Here is a 17288-nt window from a genome sequence, read left to right as displayed (position 1 = left end):
ATGTATTTATTCCTCTTTTCGAAATTTTGTAGAGTGTGCAAGCAAGATTGTAAAAACGATTGCTAAAAATACGAACCAATCAAATTGAGGAGCATGATCTAAATAAATATAAATCGGTGTAATAATTAACGAAATTAATCCAGCAATGGTAAAACTCCGGGAAAATAAGTATGTAAAAAGAAAACCAATAAGAATCACAAAAAAAAGGAAAGGTTCAAATAGTAGTGCGCCTCCTATGAAAGTGGAAACGCCTTTACCGCCTTTAAATATTAAAGTAATTGGTTTCATATGACCGATTACCGCAAATAACAAACACAATAATTGCAGTTCAGAAGATAAGTGAAGATAGGAAGCAAGCCAAACAACAAGCGCGCCTTTACAAGCATCTCCCATAAATGTAATGAAAAATGCCATTTTCCCATAAATTCTACCAGCGTTTCTAGCTCCAACATTGCCGCTTCCTTGATATCGAATATCTTCATTCCGATACATTTTACTTACTATGAAACCTGTCATCAAACTTCCAATCAAGTATGAGCTTAAGAAATAAAGAATAATAATAGTAGCACAACCTCTATAAATATGAATTCTGAAGCTAATAGGAAAGAAATGATACATTATACATAATGTGGTTTTTTATATATTAATATACCATTATGTATAGAGACAATCCTTATCTTCGAAAGATATTGGTTAATCATTGATTTAGAAAATTTTTGTTGAATATTTTGTTTTCTTTTTTTAATATGAAAGATAAATAGATAGGTAAATAATACAATTATAGTAGATATATTGTTTAAACTTATATTTGTTTCTTTTCAAGTGTATATTACAAAGATTTGGAGGTGGAAGGTTTTGAACAAAGAAATTATAAAATTTCTAAGACAAAGCTACAGTATGACCCAAAGAGATTTTGCAAAATTAGTCAATTGTAGTTTTGCATTGATTGCCCTGGTTGAAGTAGGGAAACGTAAAGTTTCATCCGATCTGGAAAAAAAAGTAAAAAACGCTTTTAATTTAGATGATCAGGATATTCAATCTATAACCTCCCTTGTATCTGAATTTAGTAAGGGATTGCCCCCATTTATGTAAATAAGAAACATTTTCCTCCCTTCACCTCATTTTTAATTGTTAATTTTTTAGAAATCATATTGAACAAATCGCCTCCTAATTTTCTATTTTTTTTAGACTTCCTTCTTTCTCACATTCTATATTTTTAAAGTATGAAATATATACATGTAAAAATAGACGGTAAATCATGATTACAACGTGATTTACCGCCTACTTTAGAGAACGAGACACTAACTATCCCCGCTATCCATTTTCTTTTTCATTAATTTTTTAGAGATCTACGGAATTTATATTGTTGTATTTGAAAACGAATAAAGCACCCTACACAAAAACCAAGAATCGCAATTAGCGAAGTAAGACCTACCATTGCTGTAAAAATAAAACCAGCTACTTTCCAGTTGAATAGAAAGCTAATTAGGCCAGCAGATAAACAAAAAACAGCTATCTTTTGATTAAATTGCTGCTGCTCCCAATCTTCTTGAATGTATTCAGAAGATTTCTTTTTTAATAAAAGCCTTCCCATTTGAATAATTGGATTAAATTTAAATAAAAGTCCTAACAATCCTGCTACTATAGGAATGGCTAATATCCATTCGAGATCAAAGACCCATGTAAGCAACACACTTAAAGTGATAATCGACTGATTCAATCGTACTAAGGGACGGGGTATAGATTTTATTTGAGCACTCATAAAAATAACCTACCTTTCATATTGGATTTATTGGTTACTTATAATATACTCTGATTTAAATAACAAAGAAAGTAAGTAAATAGGTTATTATGATTATCTTTCACTGCGTTTTTTCATATTCTACTGTGCCCTAAGCATCGAGGTGATTTTAACAGAAATTAAAATCACCTCACCGCTGCAACCATATTTGAAATATCCCCATATGATATACCAATAATGAAATATGATTTAGGGAAGGAGTAAAATAATGGTTTCATTAACAAATGGAGCTTCGCAGCCACGGATTACTGAGATAGTTTCTGAAAGTAGCACAACATCAAATCAACAAATATTCCATCATAATCATTTGAAAAAAATAATCGAATCACATTCAGAACAAAACAAACAATTAAAAGGATCTCTAATTGAACTTAACCAAACCATACAAGAAACAAAGGATGTACATGAAAAAACATTCGATTTCGTTTCTCTCAAAATGAAGGAAAAGGAAAAAGAAACATTTCTGCTATTATCGAACCTATCAGCTGCAGAAAAAGAGATCCTCACATTAAAAGAGCAAATTGAAAAACTTGTTGAAAGAAACATGAACCTCCTTCAAATGATTAAAAGCTATGAACAGGATCAACAAATCGTGTTTGACCAACTTTCAAAACATGAGCATTCACTTGAAAACAATCTACAGCACATGATTGAGTTAGAACACATTGATCATGATCTTTCTGAGAGAATTATGAAGCAAAATGATATTAATAATGAATTCTCAGAATCTTTACAATCATATGAAGAAAGTAAAAAATCCATTCAAGAAAGGATCGAAAAACAAGAGGGAATTACCTATAAAATCATTAGAGAGTTATTGAATCTTAAAGCATTTATCTACAATGTTTTTGGCGGCTATGCTGAACAAAAAAATAATAAGAATTCTCATTCTCTATCTACTCAGAAATTGATGATGAAACATGATAAAAACAAGAAAAATTCAAAATTGCAATAAAAATATAATAGGTGACCCAGATTTTCCGGGTCACCTCACTTTTTTCATTAAACGTGTTTAAGCTATATTCACTGGTAAGACAATATTAAAAGTTGTACCTTTATTCATTTCACTTTCTATAAAAACCTTTCCATGGTGACTTTCAATAATCTTAAAGCTAACCATAAGTCCAAGCCCATTTCCATTTTTCTTTGTTGTATAAAAGGGTTCTCCTAATTTAGAAAGTACTTCAGCTGACATACCAATACCTGAATCTTGAATAGAAATTTGAAGATTGTTATCAATAATATTGGTATGAATTGTTAGATCTCCTCCATTAGGCATGGCTTCCATCCCGTTTTTAATAAAATTAATAAAAACTTGCTTAAGTCTATTTTCATCACACTCAATTTGTATAATACTTTCTTCGTGATGAAAGACTAGCCGAACCTTTCTCTTTTTTGCTTCAAATTCAAGATAACTAAGTACATTTTTAATGATTGGAATAATATTTTTTTCTTTCAACTCGATTGCTTTTGGTCTGGCTAATACCAAAAACTCCTCAACAATAAGGTTCACTCGTTCAATTTCTTCAAGAATTATATGTAAAAATTCTTCCCTCTCTTGATTCTCTTCATCTAGGAGAAGAAACTCCGCATATCCTTTTATTAATGTTAATGGATTACGGATTTCATGTGCTACACCAGCTGATAGTTGTCCTATAACAGCTAGCTTGTCTTGCTTGTGAAGAGCTTCCTCTGTTTTCTTTTTTTCTGTAATATCATTTCTAATAGCTAAGTATTGATATGGCTTTTTATCTTTGTTAACAAAAGGAACAATCGTTGTATCAACCCAATAGTAATGACCACTTTTAGCTTTATTGCAAATTTCACCCTTCCACACTATTCCATTTCCGATTGTTTTCCACAAATCACGGAAAAAATCCTTTGAATGATAGCCAGAATTAACAATTCGATGATCTGCACCAATTAATTCTTCTCTTGAAAATCCAGAAATTTCACAAAACTTTTCATTAACACTTGTGATAATTCCTTTTTTATCTGTGAAAGCAATAATGGACGATTGATCTAGAGCAAACTGAATATCTTTTAATTCCTTTAGCGCCTTTATTAATTGGTATTCTGTTTTTTTACGGTCTGAAATATCAGTTCTAATCGATACATATTGATATGGTTTACCTTTTTTATCAAGAAAAGGGACAATCGTTGTATCAACCCAGTAATATTGGCCATCTTTCGTTTTATTACATATTTCACCTCGCCAAGTTTCTCCTTTTCTAATCGTATCCCATAAATTATTGAAGAAATCTTTTGAATGTGTACCAGAATTTAATATACGATGATTTTGTCCAATTAATTCTTTCTGATCGTATTTTGATATTTCAATGAACTTCTTATTCACATATGTGATTGTTCCTTTTGTATCTGTAAAAGCGACAATGGCCGACTCATCTAGAGCGTTTTTCATATCATTTAAACTCTTATCACTCGACCTTTTCCAAAGAAATCCACTATTATATCCCATTCTTAGTAAAGCAATCAGGAATAATAACATCATTATCGCTGCTAAGCTTATAAAGGAAATGTTTAAAGTAGTATTCATGCGTTTCAATCATCCCCTTTTATTAAGTTTCACCTATGATTGTAATGGAAACTGTAGCTAGTTGAAAGTAATAAATGATAGGATAGCCTTAAAAATTTTGAGTAACAATATCCGAGGATCATTTCATGGCTCAAACATATAAATAGAATAAATTTTGAACAAGAAAAAAGTGATGAATCTTTCACCACTTTTTTCTTGTTGTATAGGGAAATTTATAATAGTTGGTTGTCGATAACTTTGAAAGCAACATATCGACTACCAGCTCCGACGTACAGGACGTACTAGTGCCGATGGTGCCACAGCATGTGGCGTATTTAATCGGCCGGCACCTAGCCCTTGTGAAAAATAACCCTTTAGCTCAAAAAGCAAAAAGCGTTTTTGAAGCCAAAGGAACATTTTTCTTCAGAGCTGATCAAGGTGAATACGCTTTTGTCTTTTCCTATTTTCGCTTGTTTTTGAATCATTCATTTTACTAATTCGTAGGATCATATCACTGGCAATTCTCGAAATTCAGAGGTCATATCTTGTCCGCAGAAAGGACATTTTAAATCAGTAGAAGCAAAATCCTTACGCATCCAGCCATTGCAATTATTATCATTACAGGAATATACCTCGATATTCATCAACCGTGGCTCTTCTAGATCTTCCTGTGCTCTTTTATTGAAAAAAATACCCATCGCCCCCCGTTATATTCATTTATGAAATTATAAAAATTGTTGATGGTTGATAACTTTGAAAGTTATCAATCAACGTCCAGCTTCGATGTACAGGATGTACGAGTGCCTATGTTGCCACAGGACGTGGCGTTCTTAATCGGCCAGCGCCCAGCCCCTCGAGTCATAAGTCAAATCACTCCAGAAATCAATATTTCCTGCGTGATTCGCCTTAAGCTTGTCGGGGCTAAACAGGGCTCTTGCGCTTTTGTTCCTTACGCTTTTCTTTTAATATGCGACATTGGGCTGCATTTTATTCATCTCTATTCTTTTTGCAATAAAGCGACCTTTATCATAAAATAAGAAATTTCTTCTGGTAATAACTCTTTTATCGGCTTTAAACGGTCAGTCCCTGCTTTTTCTATTGCTTTGTTAATCAACATTTGATTCTCTTTCGATAAAAATTTACCCCAATCTATTTGCATACCTTCCTGACTACAACGAATTAAGTGATTTTCAATGGTCATGTTACTTAATTCTCTTTCTTGAGCAGCTTTTTCAATTGTATATCCATTTTCTATAAGTTTATAAGTAAGGAAATGTGATGTTTCATTGATTTCCTTTCCTCTTGTCTTCACTCTTTTATTCTTCTTTACTTCATCTTCGGCTATTTTTCTTTCTCTTTCAGGATGCATTTCACAAAACTTAGCGATTTCTCGTACGAATAAGTCACCGTATTTATTTAACTTATGCTCCCCAATTCCTTTAATATGTGAGAATTCATCTAATGAACCTGGTAGTTTTGCACTCATTTCCTTCAGCGTTTCATCAGAAAAAATAACAAATGGAGGAACTTTTTCATGATCAGCTAATTGTTTTCTTAAATTACGTAAATGTTGAAATAACTCATCATCTTGTATGATTTCTTTGATCTGAATTTGTTCTTTTCTCATCACATTTTGAAGTCCAATTAAGACGTTTTTCCCTTTATTTGAAACTTTTAAAATTGGATAAGACCCCATACATACTTCAATAAATTGCTCAGATATAAGAAACTCAATAAAGTCACTTACATCTTTAGAAGTCTTATCTATCATAATTCCATATGTAGAGAGTTGATTCAATCGAAATTGAAGAACTTTTTTGCTCTTTGATCCTGTCAATACTTGTGCAACAATTGATTTACCAAATTTTTCACCCATGCGGATAATACAAGATAATACTTTTTGTGTGTCTATGGTCACATCGATGGACTCTCGTCTATCAGTACAATTTCCACATCTTTCACACCTTTTATAAGGAGATTTTTCAAAATATTGTAGAATATACGATTGTAAACAATCTTCTGTATGACAGTAATTGACCATTACTTGAAGCTTTTCTAAATCTTGCCTTTTTTTAATAGGATCTACATTGTTTTGCTCGATTAAAAATCTCTGAACTCGAAGATCCTGTGGAGAGTATAAAACAATACACTCACTAGGAAGTCCATCTCTTCCTGCCCTTCCTGCTTCTTGATAGTAACTTTCCATGTTTTTAGGAATCTGAAAATGAAGAACATATCGTATATTGGATTTATCAATTCCCATCCCAAATGCTGAAGTTGCAATCATGAGCGTTGCATCATCCTTAAGAAATTTTTCTTGTTCTACCTTACGATCTTCAGGGTTCATTCCTGCGTGATATTTTGCAACAGCAAACTGATTTTTTTTCAATCTACTATATAATTGTTCGACATCATTCCTTGTCGCTGCATAGATAATTCCTGATTCCTGAATATTTTTATTCACATAACGATCGATGTATTCTATTCGACCCTGTCCTTTCACTACAGAAAAAGATAAATTTTCCCTTTCAAAGCCAGTAATAACTTTATTTTGGCTTGGGATATGTAAAAGCGTACAAATATCTTCTTGAACTTGAGGAGTTGCCGTTGCTGTAAGTGCAGCAACAATAGGCTTCTGTTCTAATTGATTGATCATTTCGTTAATTTTTAAATAGCTTGGGCGAAAATCATGACCCCACTGAGAAATGCAGTGAGCTTCATCTACCGCAATAAATGGAATGGAAACTTCTTTTAAAAAAGCGATAAATGTAGCAGTTTCTAATCTTTCTGGGGCAACATAAAGAAGCTTGTATTTGCCAGCTTTTAAATTTGTTAATCTTTCATTGACCTCTGCATTAGACAACGTACTATTTATATATGTGGCCGAAATTCCAGCTTCTAGTAAAGTATCCACCTGATCCTTCATTAAAGAAATAAGTGGAGAAATAACAACAGTAGTACCCTCAAATAATAAAGCTGGGATTTGATAACAAATTGATTTTCCTCCACCCGTTGGCATAATACAGGCCACATTTTCTGTATTACATATATGAGAAATCGTTTGTTCTTGTCCGATTCTGAATGATGTATAGCCAAAATATTTTTCCAAATAGGCTTTTGCTTTCAACATATTCATTGAATACCCTCCACCATATAAGTTTTATTTATTTTTGAATTGGGAAATTGGGAGTAGAAAGAGTTTGAAGTTTAAGAAGTTTTTAGAAATAAGTTAAAAATAGAAAACTTATTTCAGGAGGATACAAAAAAGGAGATTTAGGTAAAGATGCAACTTTACCTAAAAATAACTGTTTTCTACTAAATATTACCTTTTTAAGGTTGCTTTTTCTAATAAGGAATGTTCTTTTTCCTCTTTTACTAGCCAGTAATTTAACAAGATTCCTACTAAAGACAAGAATGTAAAAAACAAATAAACCATATATATACTGCTTTTTTCATATATGTATCCACCTGTAAAAGTGTTAAACCATGACCCAAGTCCATTTCCAATAGCAGAATATAAAGTTATGGCTGTTGCTGTTAGATGATCAGGTGTGACTTCTCTAATATATTGTAGGGCTGCTGGAACAAATAGACCGATTGAAACCCCTTGTAATGCGGCAGTTCCATAAATTAACCATAAGCTTGGTTCTGTATAATAAAATAACCATCTAATGAGGGAGACACCCCCTGCCAATAACGTAATATTTAGTAAACCTATTTTTTGTATCCATCTATTCGAGGCTTTCATAAAAGGAATTTCGGACAATACTGCTATTAAAAAGGCAATTCCTATACCTGCATACGTTCCTCCACTATTTTGAACAAATAATCCAAAGAATGTATTGTTTGCTAAATTTGGCCCGAAAATTAAAAAAGAAATGATAAGAAATAGAATTAATCTTTTAATTGTGAGGATTTCCTTTAATCCCTTAAGAATATTTAGTTTTCTACCCGATTTTTCTTTAGGCATATTACTTGATAAAATAGAGGAAAGAGCCAATGATAGAAAAAAAGCGATAAAAATTAAAGTAGGTTTAAATTCCGAGAGTTTCCCCATCACAAAAACGGCTATACCAAAACCGAGCGAGCCAAACAATCGAATATTTCCATAGTTTAAATGAAATCTGCTTGTATATTTCAAAGTAATACTATCAGAAATAGGGATAATAGCACTTTGGAATATAGCTAGAAAGATTGCTACTAATAAAAGCAAATAGAAGTCTTCAAAAAAAATATAGCCTAATGCAATAACTCCAGCTAATAGCGTTGTAAATTGTAAAATTAGAATGGGACGATTTGTACTATCTGATATAAAGCCCCAAATTGGCTGGAAAAAGATAAAAATAATCGGTCCGATTGACATAATGATCCCAATTTGATACCCATTTAAACCAATACTATTTTGTAAATAAACACTTAATAAAGGATACAAGCTTCCTACTCCAAAAAATGTAAATAAGTAAAACCCTTGCATTGTTAATATGCTTTTCTTCACAAAACAACCTCCTGAGGTAAAACCAAAGGACTTTTTTACTGATAATTTCCCTATACAATCCGTTAATGCTTCATACATATTATAACATAAACAAAATGGTTGAGAGCTAAACTAAGTAAACTAGTCATTTGCCACTTTTAACAATAGAAAGTAATTTCATCATAGGAGTAATATCAAAAAAGCATACTAGGTATTTGCCTAATATGCTTTAACTTTTGAAATTTGATTCACTTTAGCTTCTTCCGCTTCAACAGCCTCTATAGTTTGTTTTGTTTTTGGTTTAGAAGCTAAAAATACATTGATCACACCAACAAAAACGGCCCCACCTATGATATTTCCAAATGTTACTGGAATGATATTTGCAATTGCTTGAGTAACAGAAATCGTTTCTGGATGTGGTACGACTAAAGCTAATGAGAATAACACTAAATTCGCTATACTATGTTCATATCCTGATACGACAAAACCAAACACTAGAAGCATCATAGATGCAATTTTAGATCCATCCCCTTTGACATTCATAGGAATCCAAATTGCCAAACAAACTAACCAGTTACATAAAATGGCTCTGAAGAAAACTTGATAAGTAGGTGCATTCATTTTCAAGCTTGCACTTTCCATTAACCACTTTGTTTTCTCAGGTGAACCGTATAATCCAGTGAGCATGATCATCGTAGCAAAGAATATTGCGCCAATAAAATTTCCAGAATAACAAGCAATCCAATTTCGAAATGTATCTTTCCAAGTTGTTGCACCTTTTAGTGTACTAATTGTAAAAGCCATTGTGTTTCCAGTAAATAGCTCTCCTCCGCCATACATTATCAATAGTAATGCAATCCCAAAGAATAAACCAGTCATTAGATAAGTAGCTGGTGAATGTACTTCAAAAAAAGGTTCAGCAATACGATATGAAATCATGATTCCAAATCCAATGTATACCCCTGATAAAGCCGCTCTTGTCAAGTATTGAAGTTTAGATCCATCTAGTATTGCTTTCTTTTTTAATGCATAATTTACCGCTTGATCCAAAGGTTGAATCTCCATTTAGCATTTTCCTTTCATTTCAATGTGAACGACTTCACATTTGGTGATAAATTAATCATATACCTGTTTTATCATTTTGTTAATAGGATAGGTTTGTACGAAATTTGACAATTTATTAAGCGTTTTCAAAATTTGATATATCAATACAATAATAATATGTATATAGAACTAAAATAAAGGCTGTTTTCTCAAAGTTTGTTGCTTTTGACATAAAAAACATTGGGAGAAACATTTTGGAGCAGCCTGCATACACGTAGACTCCTGTGGGAATGCGAGAAAGGCGAGACCCCGCAGGAGCGTATGCGACGAGGAGGCTTGACGCTCGCCCACGGAAAGCGAAGTGTATGCAGGCTGCACGTTTAAAAGCAAAAATCTATATGAAAACAGCTAAAATAAAAAAATGAATTATTGAAGATGAAGGATGTTTCCTTCATCTTCAGGCAGTATTACATACTCCATAGTATTTAATGGATATGTTCATTCTTTAAGTCAACTTTTTGTTTTTATCAAGATTCAAACTAATTTGTAGTCGAAGTTAGATTGCTGCTTTGCTGTAAAGAAACGATAAATTTTGATCTTGGCTTCGTAAAGCTGGCTTTTATCCCTGATTGCTTCAGACGATTTACTAATTCAACAAGGTGTTTTTTAGTCATATTAATAACCCCTTTTATGTTTCTGAATATTTTTATTGTACATGATAAATATGAATAAAATATGAATATTATTAATCTTTTTGAAAATGATCTTTTTTGACTAATATAAATCAATTTGAAAACGTTCTCTTCATATTATATTCGCTCAAAGTCTGTTTCTTCCTCTTTAATTCCCATGATTTTTTCAAGAAATTGAATTAAATCATTTAACCATTCGCCCTTCCTTACATTAAATGATATAATTTCATTGATCTTTTTATTGGAGGAATATAAATAAATGATAACAGTAAGCAATGTAAGTCTTCGATTTGGTGAAAGAAAACTATTTGAAGATGTTAATATTAAATTTACACCTGGTAATTGCTATGGTCTTATCGGAGCAAACGGCGCAGGTAAATCAACCTTTTTGAAAATATTATCTGGTGAATTAGAATCACAGACTGGTAGTGTTCATTTAGGGCCAGGAGAGCGCTTAGCTGTATTAAAGCAAAATCATTTTGAGTATGAAGAATTTGAAGTGCTAAAAGTAGTTATCATGGGCCATACAAGACTGTATGAGGTTATGCAAGAAAAAGATGCCATTTATATGAAAGCCGATTTTACGGATGAAGATGGCATGAAAGCAGCAGAATTAGAAGGAGAGTTCGCGGAATTAAATGGTTGGGAAGCAGAATCTGAGGCAGCCATTCTTTTAAAAGGATTAGGGATAGATGAGAATCTACACTCAAAAATGATGTCTGAATTAACAGGCTCAGAAAAGGTGAAGGTACTTTTAGCTCAGGCGTTATTTGGTAAACCTGATGTTTTATTACTTGATGAGCCAACAAACCATTTAGACCTTAAAGCTATTCAATGGTTAGAGGAATTTTTAATCCAATTTGAAAACACAGTCATTGTTGTTTCCCATGACCGTCATTTTTTAAATAAGGTATGTACAAATATCGCAGATCTTGACTTTGGAAAAATTCAAATCTATGTAGGAAATTATGATTTTTGGTATGAATCAAGTCAACTAGCATTAAAGATGTCACAAGATGCGAATAAGAAAAAAGAAGAAAAAATTAAGGAGCTTCAAAACTTTATTGCGAGATTTAGTGCCAATGCTTCTAAATCTAAGCAGGCAACTTCACGTAAAAAACTATTGGATAAAATCACGCTAGATGATATAAAGCCATCTTCTCGCCGCTATCCATATGTTTCTTTTACTCCTGAACGAGAAATTGGAAACGACCTGCTGCGAGTTGAAGGGATTTCGAAAACAATTGATGGTGAAAAGATTCTCGATAATATTAGTTTTATTATGAATAAAGATGATAAAATTGCTCTTGTTGGTTCAAATGAACTAGCAAAAACTACCTTATTTAAAATTCTTGCAGGTGAACTTGAGCCGGATAGCGGAAGTTTTAAATGGGGAATTACAACCTCACAAAGCTACTTTCCAAAAGATAACTCCATGTATTTTGAACAGAGCGATATGAATCTTGTTGATTGGTTACGCCAATTTTCGCCAAAAGACCAGAGTGAAAGTTTTTTAAGAGGATTTCTTGGTAGAATGCTTTTTTCAGGTGAGGAAGTACTTAAAAAAGCTAGTGTACTTTCAGGAGGAGAAAAAGTACGTTGTATGCTTTCTAAAATGATGTTAAGCGGTGCAAATGTACTTCTGTTAGATGAACCAACTAATCATCTTGATTTAGAATCTATTACTTCATTAAATAATGGGCTTATAAATTTTAAAGGATCTATGATTTTTTCATCACATGATCATCAGTTTATTCAAACCATTTCAAATAGAATCATTGAAATTACACCGGCTGGATTAGTAGATAAGGTACTTAAATATGATGAATATTTAGAAGATACTCAACTACAAAAGCAAATTTCTGAAATGTATAAATAAGGTTAATGAAGGAGGGAAAGCGAAAAGCCTTCCCTCTTTACTATGATCTCTTTTGTTTTTTGCGTGAAGATGATATTTCCTCACCTTTTGTTTCCGTATTCGTTGTACCTTGCCCTTCTACTTCTGGAGAACCAAGTTGTGACTTTGATCGGTCATTTTTTATCTTTGACATTTGCAGCACCTCTTTTTTATTATCTTACCGATCACGTGTTTTATTCTAAGGAATAGAATTTAATTTGTTTGAGATCATATGGTATAGAAGGAGGTGTTCTAATTGGCAAAAATCGGTGTTGAAAAATCACTTACAGACATCTCAAGTGCTTTAAGAGAAAGAGGTCACGAAGTTGTTGATTTACAAAAAGACACAGATGCAAAAGACTGTTCCTGTTGTGTTATTTCAGGTATGGACTCAAATATAATGGGAATGCAAGATACATATACAACTGCATCTGTAGTTGCAGCCCATGGCCTTTCAGCTGAAGAAGTATGTCAAAAAGTTGAAGATAAACTCCACTAAAAAACAAGTTCCATTATTTAAAAAATGGTAACGACTTTCCTCTCAGGAGGTATACTTCCCTTCTTGAGAGGATCTTTTCACACTTAATCTTTTATTTCTCGCGAAGATAACAGCTGCAAGTATGAAAAATAAGGGAATGTAATAATGAAGGCCGATGCTTTTCTTATCCAAAGGCAAATCATTTTTATGTTGAACAATTTGAGCGGCCGGTTTGTTTTCTTTTTCATCAAGCTCGATAGATTGGATTAATTCTCCATCCTGGTTTTTAATCTCCATCAACCCAGCCGTTGTAACCTCTTCTATTGCATTTTGCAACGGAATTGTAACCCATTCCTCTTTTTTTGTGATGAATTCCTTATTATTGAATTCATATATTTTATTTTTTGGAATCATAGTCGTTTTAAAGTTCTGGAAACCGTAGTCTAATAGTTGAATGGTATCTGTGTAAATACTTTGCTTAGTATCAGCCTTTAATAAGATAGAAGTTAATTTAATTTGATCATTTTCAGCAGTTGTAGCTAAGGTTTGCTTAGATTCATCAACATACCCCGTCTTCCCACCTGTTACTCCTTTATAGACTACTTCTCCTTTTAACATACGATGGTGTGTATATAAGGTGGTATCCCATGTTTGACCATCCCAAAGTAATTCCTTTGTCCCAAATATTTTACTGAAAGTATCATTTTGGAGGGCATAGTTTGTAATCAAAGCCATATCATAGGCAGTTGTATAGTGGTCTTCATTAAAAAGTCCATGAGGATTTGTAAAGTGGGTGTTTTTTACTTTTACTACATTTTTTAAATAACGATTTAATTCTGCAGAAAATTGATCGACATTTCCATTTAAATGCTCCGCAATAGCTTCAGCAGCATCATTTCCTGAATTAATGAGCATCCCCTGTATTAAATGCTCCAGTGAAACCTCTTCACCTTCATTAAGATATACCTTTGTTCCCTCAACTTCTGTCGCTTTTTTACTTACAATTATACGATCATTAAGATTTCCATGTTCGATCGCATAAATGGCCGTTGCAATTTTGGTTAAGCTTGCAGGGTACATTTTTGTGTTTGCATTTTTTTCATACAAAACTGCTCCTGTTTGTGAATCCATCAAAATAGCAGCTTGGCTGGCAATACTCAAATCCAAACTGTCTGCCGCAAATGAGTGCTTTTGTAACAGTAAAAAAGAACTAATCATAATGATAGTGGTAATTATTTTTTTCATTATCACACATCCAAATTTTTTATTATTTATTCCATATATTTCTAATTTATAAACAATTTTCGACAAAATGATTTAAAATACATGTTTTATTTTATCAAATTATCATTAAATAAAAATAATCTTATAAAAATTGTTACAAAAATGATAAATATTTGGATGATTATGCCATTAGACCTAATAAAAAAGTAGTGATTATTTGCTGCACAATCACTACTAAAATCACTCTATCTATTTAATTAGAAATAGTATTTAACTACTATTCGGGAAGATAACGGAACTTTTTAATCAGCTATAGTAAATTTCCAGCTTAGTTTCTATTTTATATGATTAATAAATTTACTTTCGTTTCGAAATCATCATTGAAACCTGTGCCATCGTAAATGGCAAAGAAGATTTTTTTCTAAAAGCTAAATATTTTGGCTCCCAGTGATCAGCGTATTTTTCTTTAAAAAGTCTTATTCCTTGAAAATGATAAAAAGAATATCCTCGTAAATAGATTTGGGCAGCAATTTTTTCACTTAAAAAAGAGAATTTCGATGTACCTACATTAGACAGTGGCGCCATTCCTAAATTAAAATATTTATACCCTTTTTCTTTCGATGCCTCAAACAAGTTTAAAAACAGAAAGTCCATTGTCCCTGATGGTGTACTTGGCAAACGCCTCATTAAGTCTACTGAGATCATCTGATCTTGATCATACATTGGCATTACACTTGCAAACGCAATAATATCACCCGCTCCATCTTTTACGAGTGCGATCGGGCTTTGATTTAAATAAGCTTTACTATAAAAGCCTAAAGAAAAACCTTTTTCACTTCTCCCCTGCAGCCATTCAGTAGATATGAATTTCAAACGAGAAAATAATTCAGATGAATGTGGTGGGGAAGATATTGAAAACGTATAGCCTTCGCGTTCAAATTTATTTTTCATGGCTCTTGAGTTTTTCTTTTTCTTTCCGTTCAATGAAAATTCTTCTAAGTAAACGTATGCTTCTTCCCCCAGCTTAAAAAAGTCAAATCCATTTGCATGTAAAAAAGGAAGCATTTCTTTACTTACTTGATAATAAATTGGTGTATACCCATATTGGTCTGCCTTAATTAAGATTTCTTCAATAGAATTGAAGATTTCTTGTTCTTCACCAATTGGATCACCCAAAATAACCATTTTATTAGCATAAGTTTTGTATGTACACAGGACATTTTTATGATGATTCCAGAAAATAGACTTATCATGTAAAAAGATCAAGTGAGATAAAGAAGAGCCACGATATTTTTTGAGAAATTCTTTGATTTCTAATTCTTGTTCATCAGAAGGGATCGTTGGAATGGATTTAGGCTTTCCTAAAATATATCCGAATAAAAAAATCAGAAAAGCAATTATTAGTCCAATTGCCGCACTAAAAAACAAATCATCTGGATCTAAAATAATATACGGCAGCAGCACAGTTGGAACATTTAACTTCGAAGTAGGCAAGCTTACATAACCTATAATAAGATAGGCAGAGGTAATTATTAAAATTAACGAAGTATCAAACAAAGCCTTCCCCCATGTAATGACAAAGCTTTTTCTGTAAAATCGATTTTTTGCTAATCTTAATAAAAACGCAACGATCAATATAAAAAGAGCTTCTTCATAGTCCATCCCCTTTAAAAAGGTAGAGATTGCTGCAAATAAAAGAATAATGATGGTTAAATGGTAAGCTCGTTTTTCTTTGTTCTCAATCCCTCTAGAAAGTCCCAATAATACAAAGCCTGTTCCAACTGAAACTTGATGAGATAAATTCATCACATGCATCGATAGAATTTCTTCTGTAAATTTGAGTCTTTCCAATATTCCAGGTAGTGCAGCTGATATTAGTAGGACAAGACCAGACAAAAACACAAGAATGGTTAAGATTAAATGACTTATTTTTTCAATGACCATATTCGGAATATGGCTCCAGCTATCATTCCACTTACTCCAATATTGATGAAGAAATGAAAAAAAGCCGATGATGAATGGAATCATAAGGTAACCGATTCTATACAAGATTAATAAGATCAGGATTTTTTCGTCTGATGACCCTATCTCATGAAATCCCCATATAAAGACTAAATCAAAAGAGCCAAGCCCTCCAGGAATCATACTAATAATTCCTGCACAGCATGCAATAATAAAAATATGAAAAAATTCAATAAATGATACGTTTATGGATAATATTTTTGTAAGAGTTAATAGATAGAAAAAAATAAAAAGCCATTCAAATAGCGAGGCGAAAAAAAGAGAGAATCCAACTTGTTTTGACATTGTTAGATCTTTCCCTTTTGGTTTTTTAAGAAACAAATATAGGAGTAAGACTGGAAAATAAAGGCCAACAATCCATACCGCAAAAAAGAGCCATTTATGATTTTGTAATAAAGGGATATGCACATTTCCAAATAATATAAATAAAGCTAAAAACGAAATTCCTGATAAATAAAATAATGAGACAGTTGCAATTCCTTTAAAAAGCCTTTTTTTATCATTCTCATAGGTTTGATAAAAATAATTTCGTAATGAAATTCCTATTAATCCTCCAAACCCTAGTAAATTAGAAAATGAATTTGATATTAAGGAATAGCGGCAAAGATTTCTCATAGGGATTTTTAGCTGCAAATATTTAAGTAAGATTCTATCATAAAAAAACATTGGAGCTATAGCAAAGAAGCCGCCAAGGATGATGATAACAAAATTCCAAAGGCTTAAGCTTTTTATATATGTAAGCAATAGTGGTTTATTTATGCTCATGATGACATGTTTTAATTCAAATGAAATAAGCACTAATAATATAATTGGAAATAACATTTTTCCAATCAATAATATTTTTTCTTTACTGATTAAAGACATTCCCTCACCTGCTTAATTATGTAATAATCTTATGATGATACATCTGGACCCAAACCTTATCATACAACAATATTAACCAATTTCAAAATGATTCTAAATTAGCTTGTTATTCGATAGAGCCATTCCACCTTCGTAATTCATTAAACGATGTAAAACAATCTGTAATCTTGCACTTATCAATATATAATAGAGTGTGATAATTTAGATAATATTTTTCCATCTAAATTTCCCTTTATTAATTCCCTCCCCAAAAATG

16 protein-coding genes are annotated in these 17288 nt (G+C 32.2%); 5 read left to right on the top strand and 11 right to left on the bottom strand.

Annotated features, from left to right (window positions below; genetic code table 11):
* Positions 1 to 6: 6 nt before the first annotated feature.
* The gene (locus FDO66_RS15645) at positions 7 to 618 is read right to left on the bottom strand and encodes a glycerol-3-phosphate acyltransferase (protein WP_141433594.1); all 612 of its coding nucleotides are present in this window, start codon (positions 616 to 618) and stop codon (positions 7 to 9) included.
* A gap of 237 nt (positions 619 to 855) precedes the next feature.
* Here FDO66_RS15645 and FDO66_RS15640 point away from each other — a divergent pair, with 237 nt between their 5' ends.
* A complete protein-coding gene (locus FDO66_RS15640; RefSeq protein ID WP_141433593.1) occupies positions 856 to 1092 on the top strand; it encodes a helix-turn-helix transcriptional regulator in 237 nt (78 codons plus the stop codon).
* Positions 1093 to 1333: 241 nt separating this feature from the next.
* Here FDO66_RS15640 and FDO66_RS15635 read toward each other — a convergent pair whose 3' ends face one another.
* Complete coding sequence (locus FDO66_RS15635; RefSeq protein WP_141433592.1) at positions 1334 to 1762, bottom strand: DUF4395 domain-containing protein; 429 nt, start codon at positions 1760 to 1762, stop codon at positions 1334 to 1336.
* Positions 1763 to 2009: 247 nt separating this feature from the next.
* Between FDO66_RS15635 and FDO66_RS15630 the strand changes: the two genes are divergently transcribed.
* The gene (locus FDO66_RS15630; protein ID WP_141433591.1) at positions 2010 to 2756 is read left to right on the top strand and encodes a hypothetical protein; all 747 of its coding nucleotides are present in this window, start codon (positions 2010 to 2012) and stop codon (positions 2754 to 2756) included.
* 57 nt (positions 2757 to 2813) lie between these two features.
* Here the strand turns inward: FDO66_RS15630 and FDO66_RS15625 are convergent, their stop codons facing one another.
* Positions 2814 to 4358: a PAS domain-containing sensor histidine kinase gene (locus FDO66_RS15625; RefSeq protein ID WP_141433590.1), complete on the bottom strand. Its 1545-nt coding sequence runs from the start codon at positions 4356 to 4358 to the stop codon at positions 2814 to 2816.
* Positions 4359 to 4579: 221 nt separating this feature from the next.
* Between FDO66_RS15625 and FDO66_RS21120 the strand changes: the two genes are divergently transcribed.
* Positions 4580 to 4834: a hypothetical protein gene (locus tag FDO66_RS21120; RefSeq protein WP_220095180.1), complete on the top strand. Its 255-nt coding sequence runs from the start codon at positions 4580 to 4582 to the stop codon at positions 4832 to 4834.
* 9 nt (positions 4835 to 4843) lie between these two features.
* Here the strand turns inward: FDO66_RS21120 and FDO66_RS15620 are convergent, their stop codons facing one another.
* From FDO66_RS15620 to FDO66_RS21310, 5 genes are all read right to left on the bottom strand, one after another.
* Entirely contained in the window at positions 4844 to 5035 is a 192-nt protein-coding gene (locus FDO66_RS15620; protein WP_258535751.1) for a cold-shock protein, read from the bottom strand.
* Positions 5036 to 5334: 299 nt separating this feature from the next.
* Positions 5335 to 7473, bottom strand: a complete 2139-nt coding sequence (gene recQ / locus FDO66_RS15615; protein ID WP_141433589.1) for a DNA helicase RecQ — start codon at positions 7471 to 7473, stop codon at positions 5335 to 5337.
* Between the two features lie 186 nt (positions 7474 to 7659).
* Positions 7660 to 8811 (bottom strand): MFS transporter, encoded by a 1152-nt coding sequence (locus FDO66_RS15610; protein ID WP_181444607.1) that lies wholly within the window; start codon positions 8809 to 8811, stop codon positions 7660 to 7662.
* A gap of 219 nt (positions 8812 to 9030) precedes the next feature.
* Entirely contained in the window at positions 9031 to 9876 is an 846-nt protein-coding gene (locus tag FDO66_RS15605) for a formate/nitrite transporter family protein (RefSeq protein ID WP_141433587.1), read from the bottom strand.
* Between the two features lie 518 nt (positions 9877 to 10394).
* A complete protein-coding gene (locus FDO66_RS21310) occupies positions 10395 to 10529 on the bottom strand; it encodes a hypothetical protein (RefSeq protein WP_258535750.1) in 135 nt (44 codons plus the stop codon).
* 277 nt (positions 10530 to 10806) lie between these two features.
* Between FDO66_RS21310 and FDO66_RS15600 the strand changes: the two genes are divergently transcribed.
* A complete protein-coding gene (locus tag FDO66_RS15600; protein WP_141433586.1) occupies positions 10807 to 12426 on the top strand; it encodes an ABC-F family ATP-binding cassette domain-containing protein in 1620 nt (539 codons plus the stop codon).
* Between the two features lie 40 nt (positions 12427 to 12466).
* Here FDO66_RS15600 and FDO66_RS15595 read toward each other — a convergent pair whose 3' ends face one another.
* Positions 12467 to 12598 carry a YuzL family protein gene (locus FDO66_RS15595; RefSeq protein ID WP_141433585.1) on the bottom strand — a complete coding sequence of 44 codons (132 nt, stop codon included), beginning with the start codon at positions 12596 to 12598 and terminating at the stop codon, positions 12467 to 12469.
* Between the two features lie 102 nt (positions 12599 to 12700).
* Here FDO66_RS15595 and FDO66_RS15590 point away from each other — a divergent pair, with 102 nt between their 5' ends.
* The gene (locus FDO66_RS15590) at positions 12701 to 12943 is read left to right on the top strand and encodes a YkuS family protein (RefSeq protein ID WP_141433584.1); all 243 of its coding nucleotides are present in this window, start codon (positions 12701 to 12703) and stop codon (positions 12941 to 12943) included.
* Positions 12944 to 12985: 42 nt separating this feature from the next.
* Here FDO66_RS15590 and FDO66_RS15585 read toward each other — a convergent pair whose 3' ends face one another.
* Both FDO66_RS15585 and mprF read right to left on the bottom strand, forming a co-directional pair.
* Positions 12986 to 14167, bottom strand: coding sequence for a D-alanyl-D-alanine carboxypeptidase family protein (locus tag FDO66_RS15585; RefSeq protein WP_141433583.1), 1182 nt, complete (start codon positions 14165 to 14167; stop codon positions 12986 to 12988).
* Positions 14168 to 14503: 336 nt separating this feature from the next.
* Positions 14504 to 17032, bottom strand: coding sequence for a bifunctional lysylphosphatidylglycerol flippase/synthetase MprF (gene mprF, locus FDO66_RS15580; protein ID WP_141433582.1), 2529 nt, complete (start codon positions 17030 to 17032; stop codon positions 14504 to 14506).
* Between the last annotated feature and the right edge of the window lie 256 nt (positions 17033 to 17288).

The sequence above is a fragment of the Bacillus sp. 03113 genome (assembly GCF_006546985.1).
Lineage (GTDB): Bacteria > Bacillota > Bacilli > Bacillales > Cytobacillaceae > VATK01.
The sequence above is the reverse complement of the archived record's forward strand: the minus strand, read 5'-3'. Positions and strand labels throughout refer to the sequence as shown.

Coding starts and splice junctions, on each gene's coding strand:
- FDO66_RS15625 (WP_141433590.1), bottom strand. CDS start 4,358: ATGAATACTACTTTAAACATTTCCTTTATAAGCTTAGCAGCGATAATG.
- FDO66_RS15605 (WP_141433587.1), bottom strand. CDS start 9,876: ATGGAGATTCAACCTTTGGATCAAGCGGTAAATTATGCATTAAAAAAG.
- FDO66_RS15645 (WP_141433594.1), bottom strand. CDS start 618: ATGTATCATTTCTTTCCTATTAGCTTCAGAATTCATATTTATAGAGGT.
- FDO66_RS15595 (WP_141433585.1), bottom strand. CDS start 12,598: ATGTCAAAGATAAAAAATGACCGATCAAAGTCACAACTTGGTTCTCCA.
- FDO66_RS15600 (WP_141433586.1), top strand. CDS start 10,807: ATGATAACAGTAAGCAATGTAAGTCTTCGATTTGGTGAAAGAAAACTA.
- FDO66_RS21310 (WP_258535750.1), bottom strand. CDS start 10,529: ATGACTAAAAAACACCTTGTTGAATTAGTAAATCGTCTGAAGCAATCA.
- FDO66_RS15635 (WP_141433592.1), bottom strand. CDS start 1,762: ATGAGTGCTCAAATAAAATCTATACCCCGTCCCTTAGTACGATTGAAT.
- mprF (WP_141433582.1), bottom strand. CDS start 17,032: ATGTCTTTAATCAGTAAAGAAAAAATATTATTGATTGGAAAAATGTTA.
- recQ (WP_141433589.1), bottom strand. CDS start 7,473: ATGAATATGTTGAAAGCAAAAGCCTATTTGGAAAAATATTTTGGCTAT.
- FDO66_RS15585 (WP_141433583.1), bottom strand. CDS start 14,167: ATGAAAAAAATAATTACCACTATCATTATGATTAGTTCTTTTTTACTG.
- FDO66_RS15630 (WP_141433591.1), top strand. CDS start 2,010: ATGGTTTCATTAACAAATGGAGCTTCGCAGCCACGGATTACTGAGATA.
- FDO66_RS15610 (WP_181444607.1), bottom strand. CDS start 8,811: ATGCAAGGGTTTTACTTATTTACATTTTTTGGAGTAGGAAGCTTGTAT.
- FDO66_RS15620 (WP_258535751.1), bottom strand. CDS start 5,035: ATGGGTATTTTTTTCAATAAAAGAGCACAGGAAGATCTAGAAGAGCCA.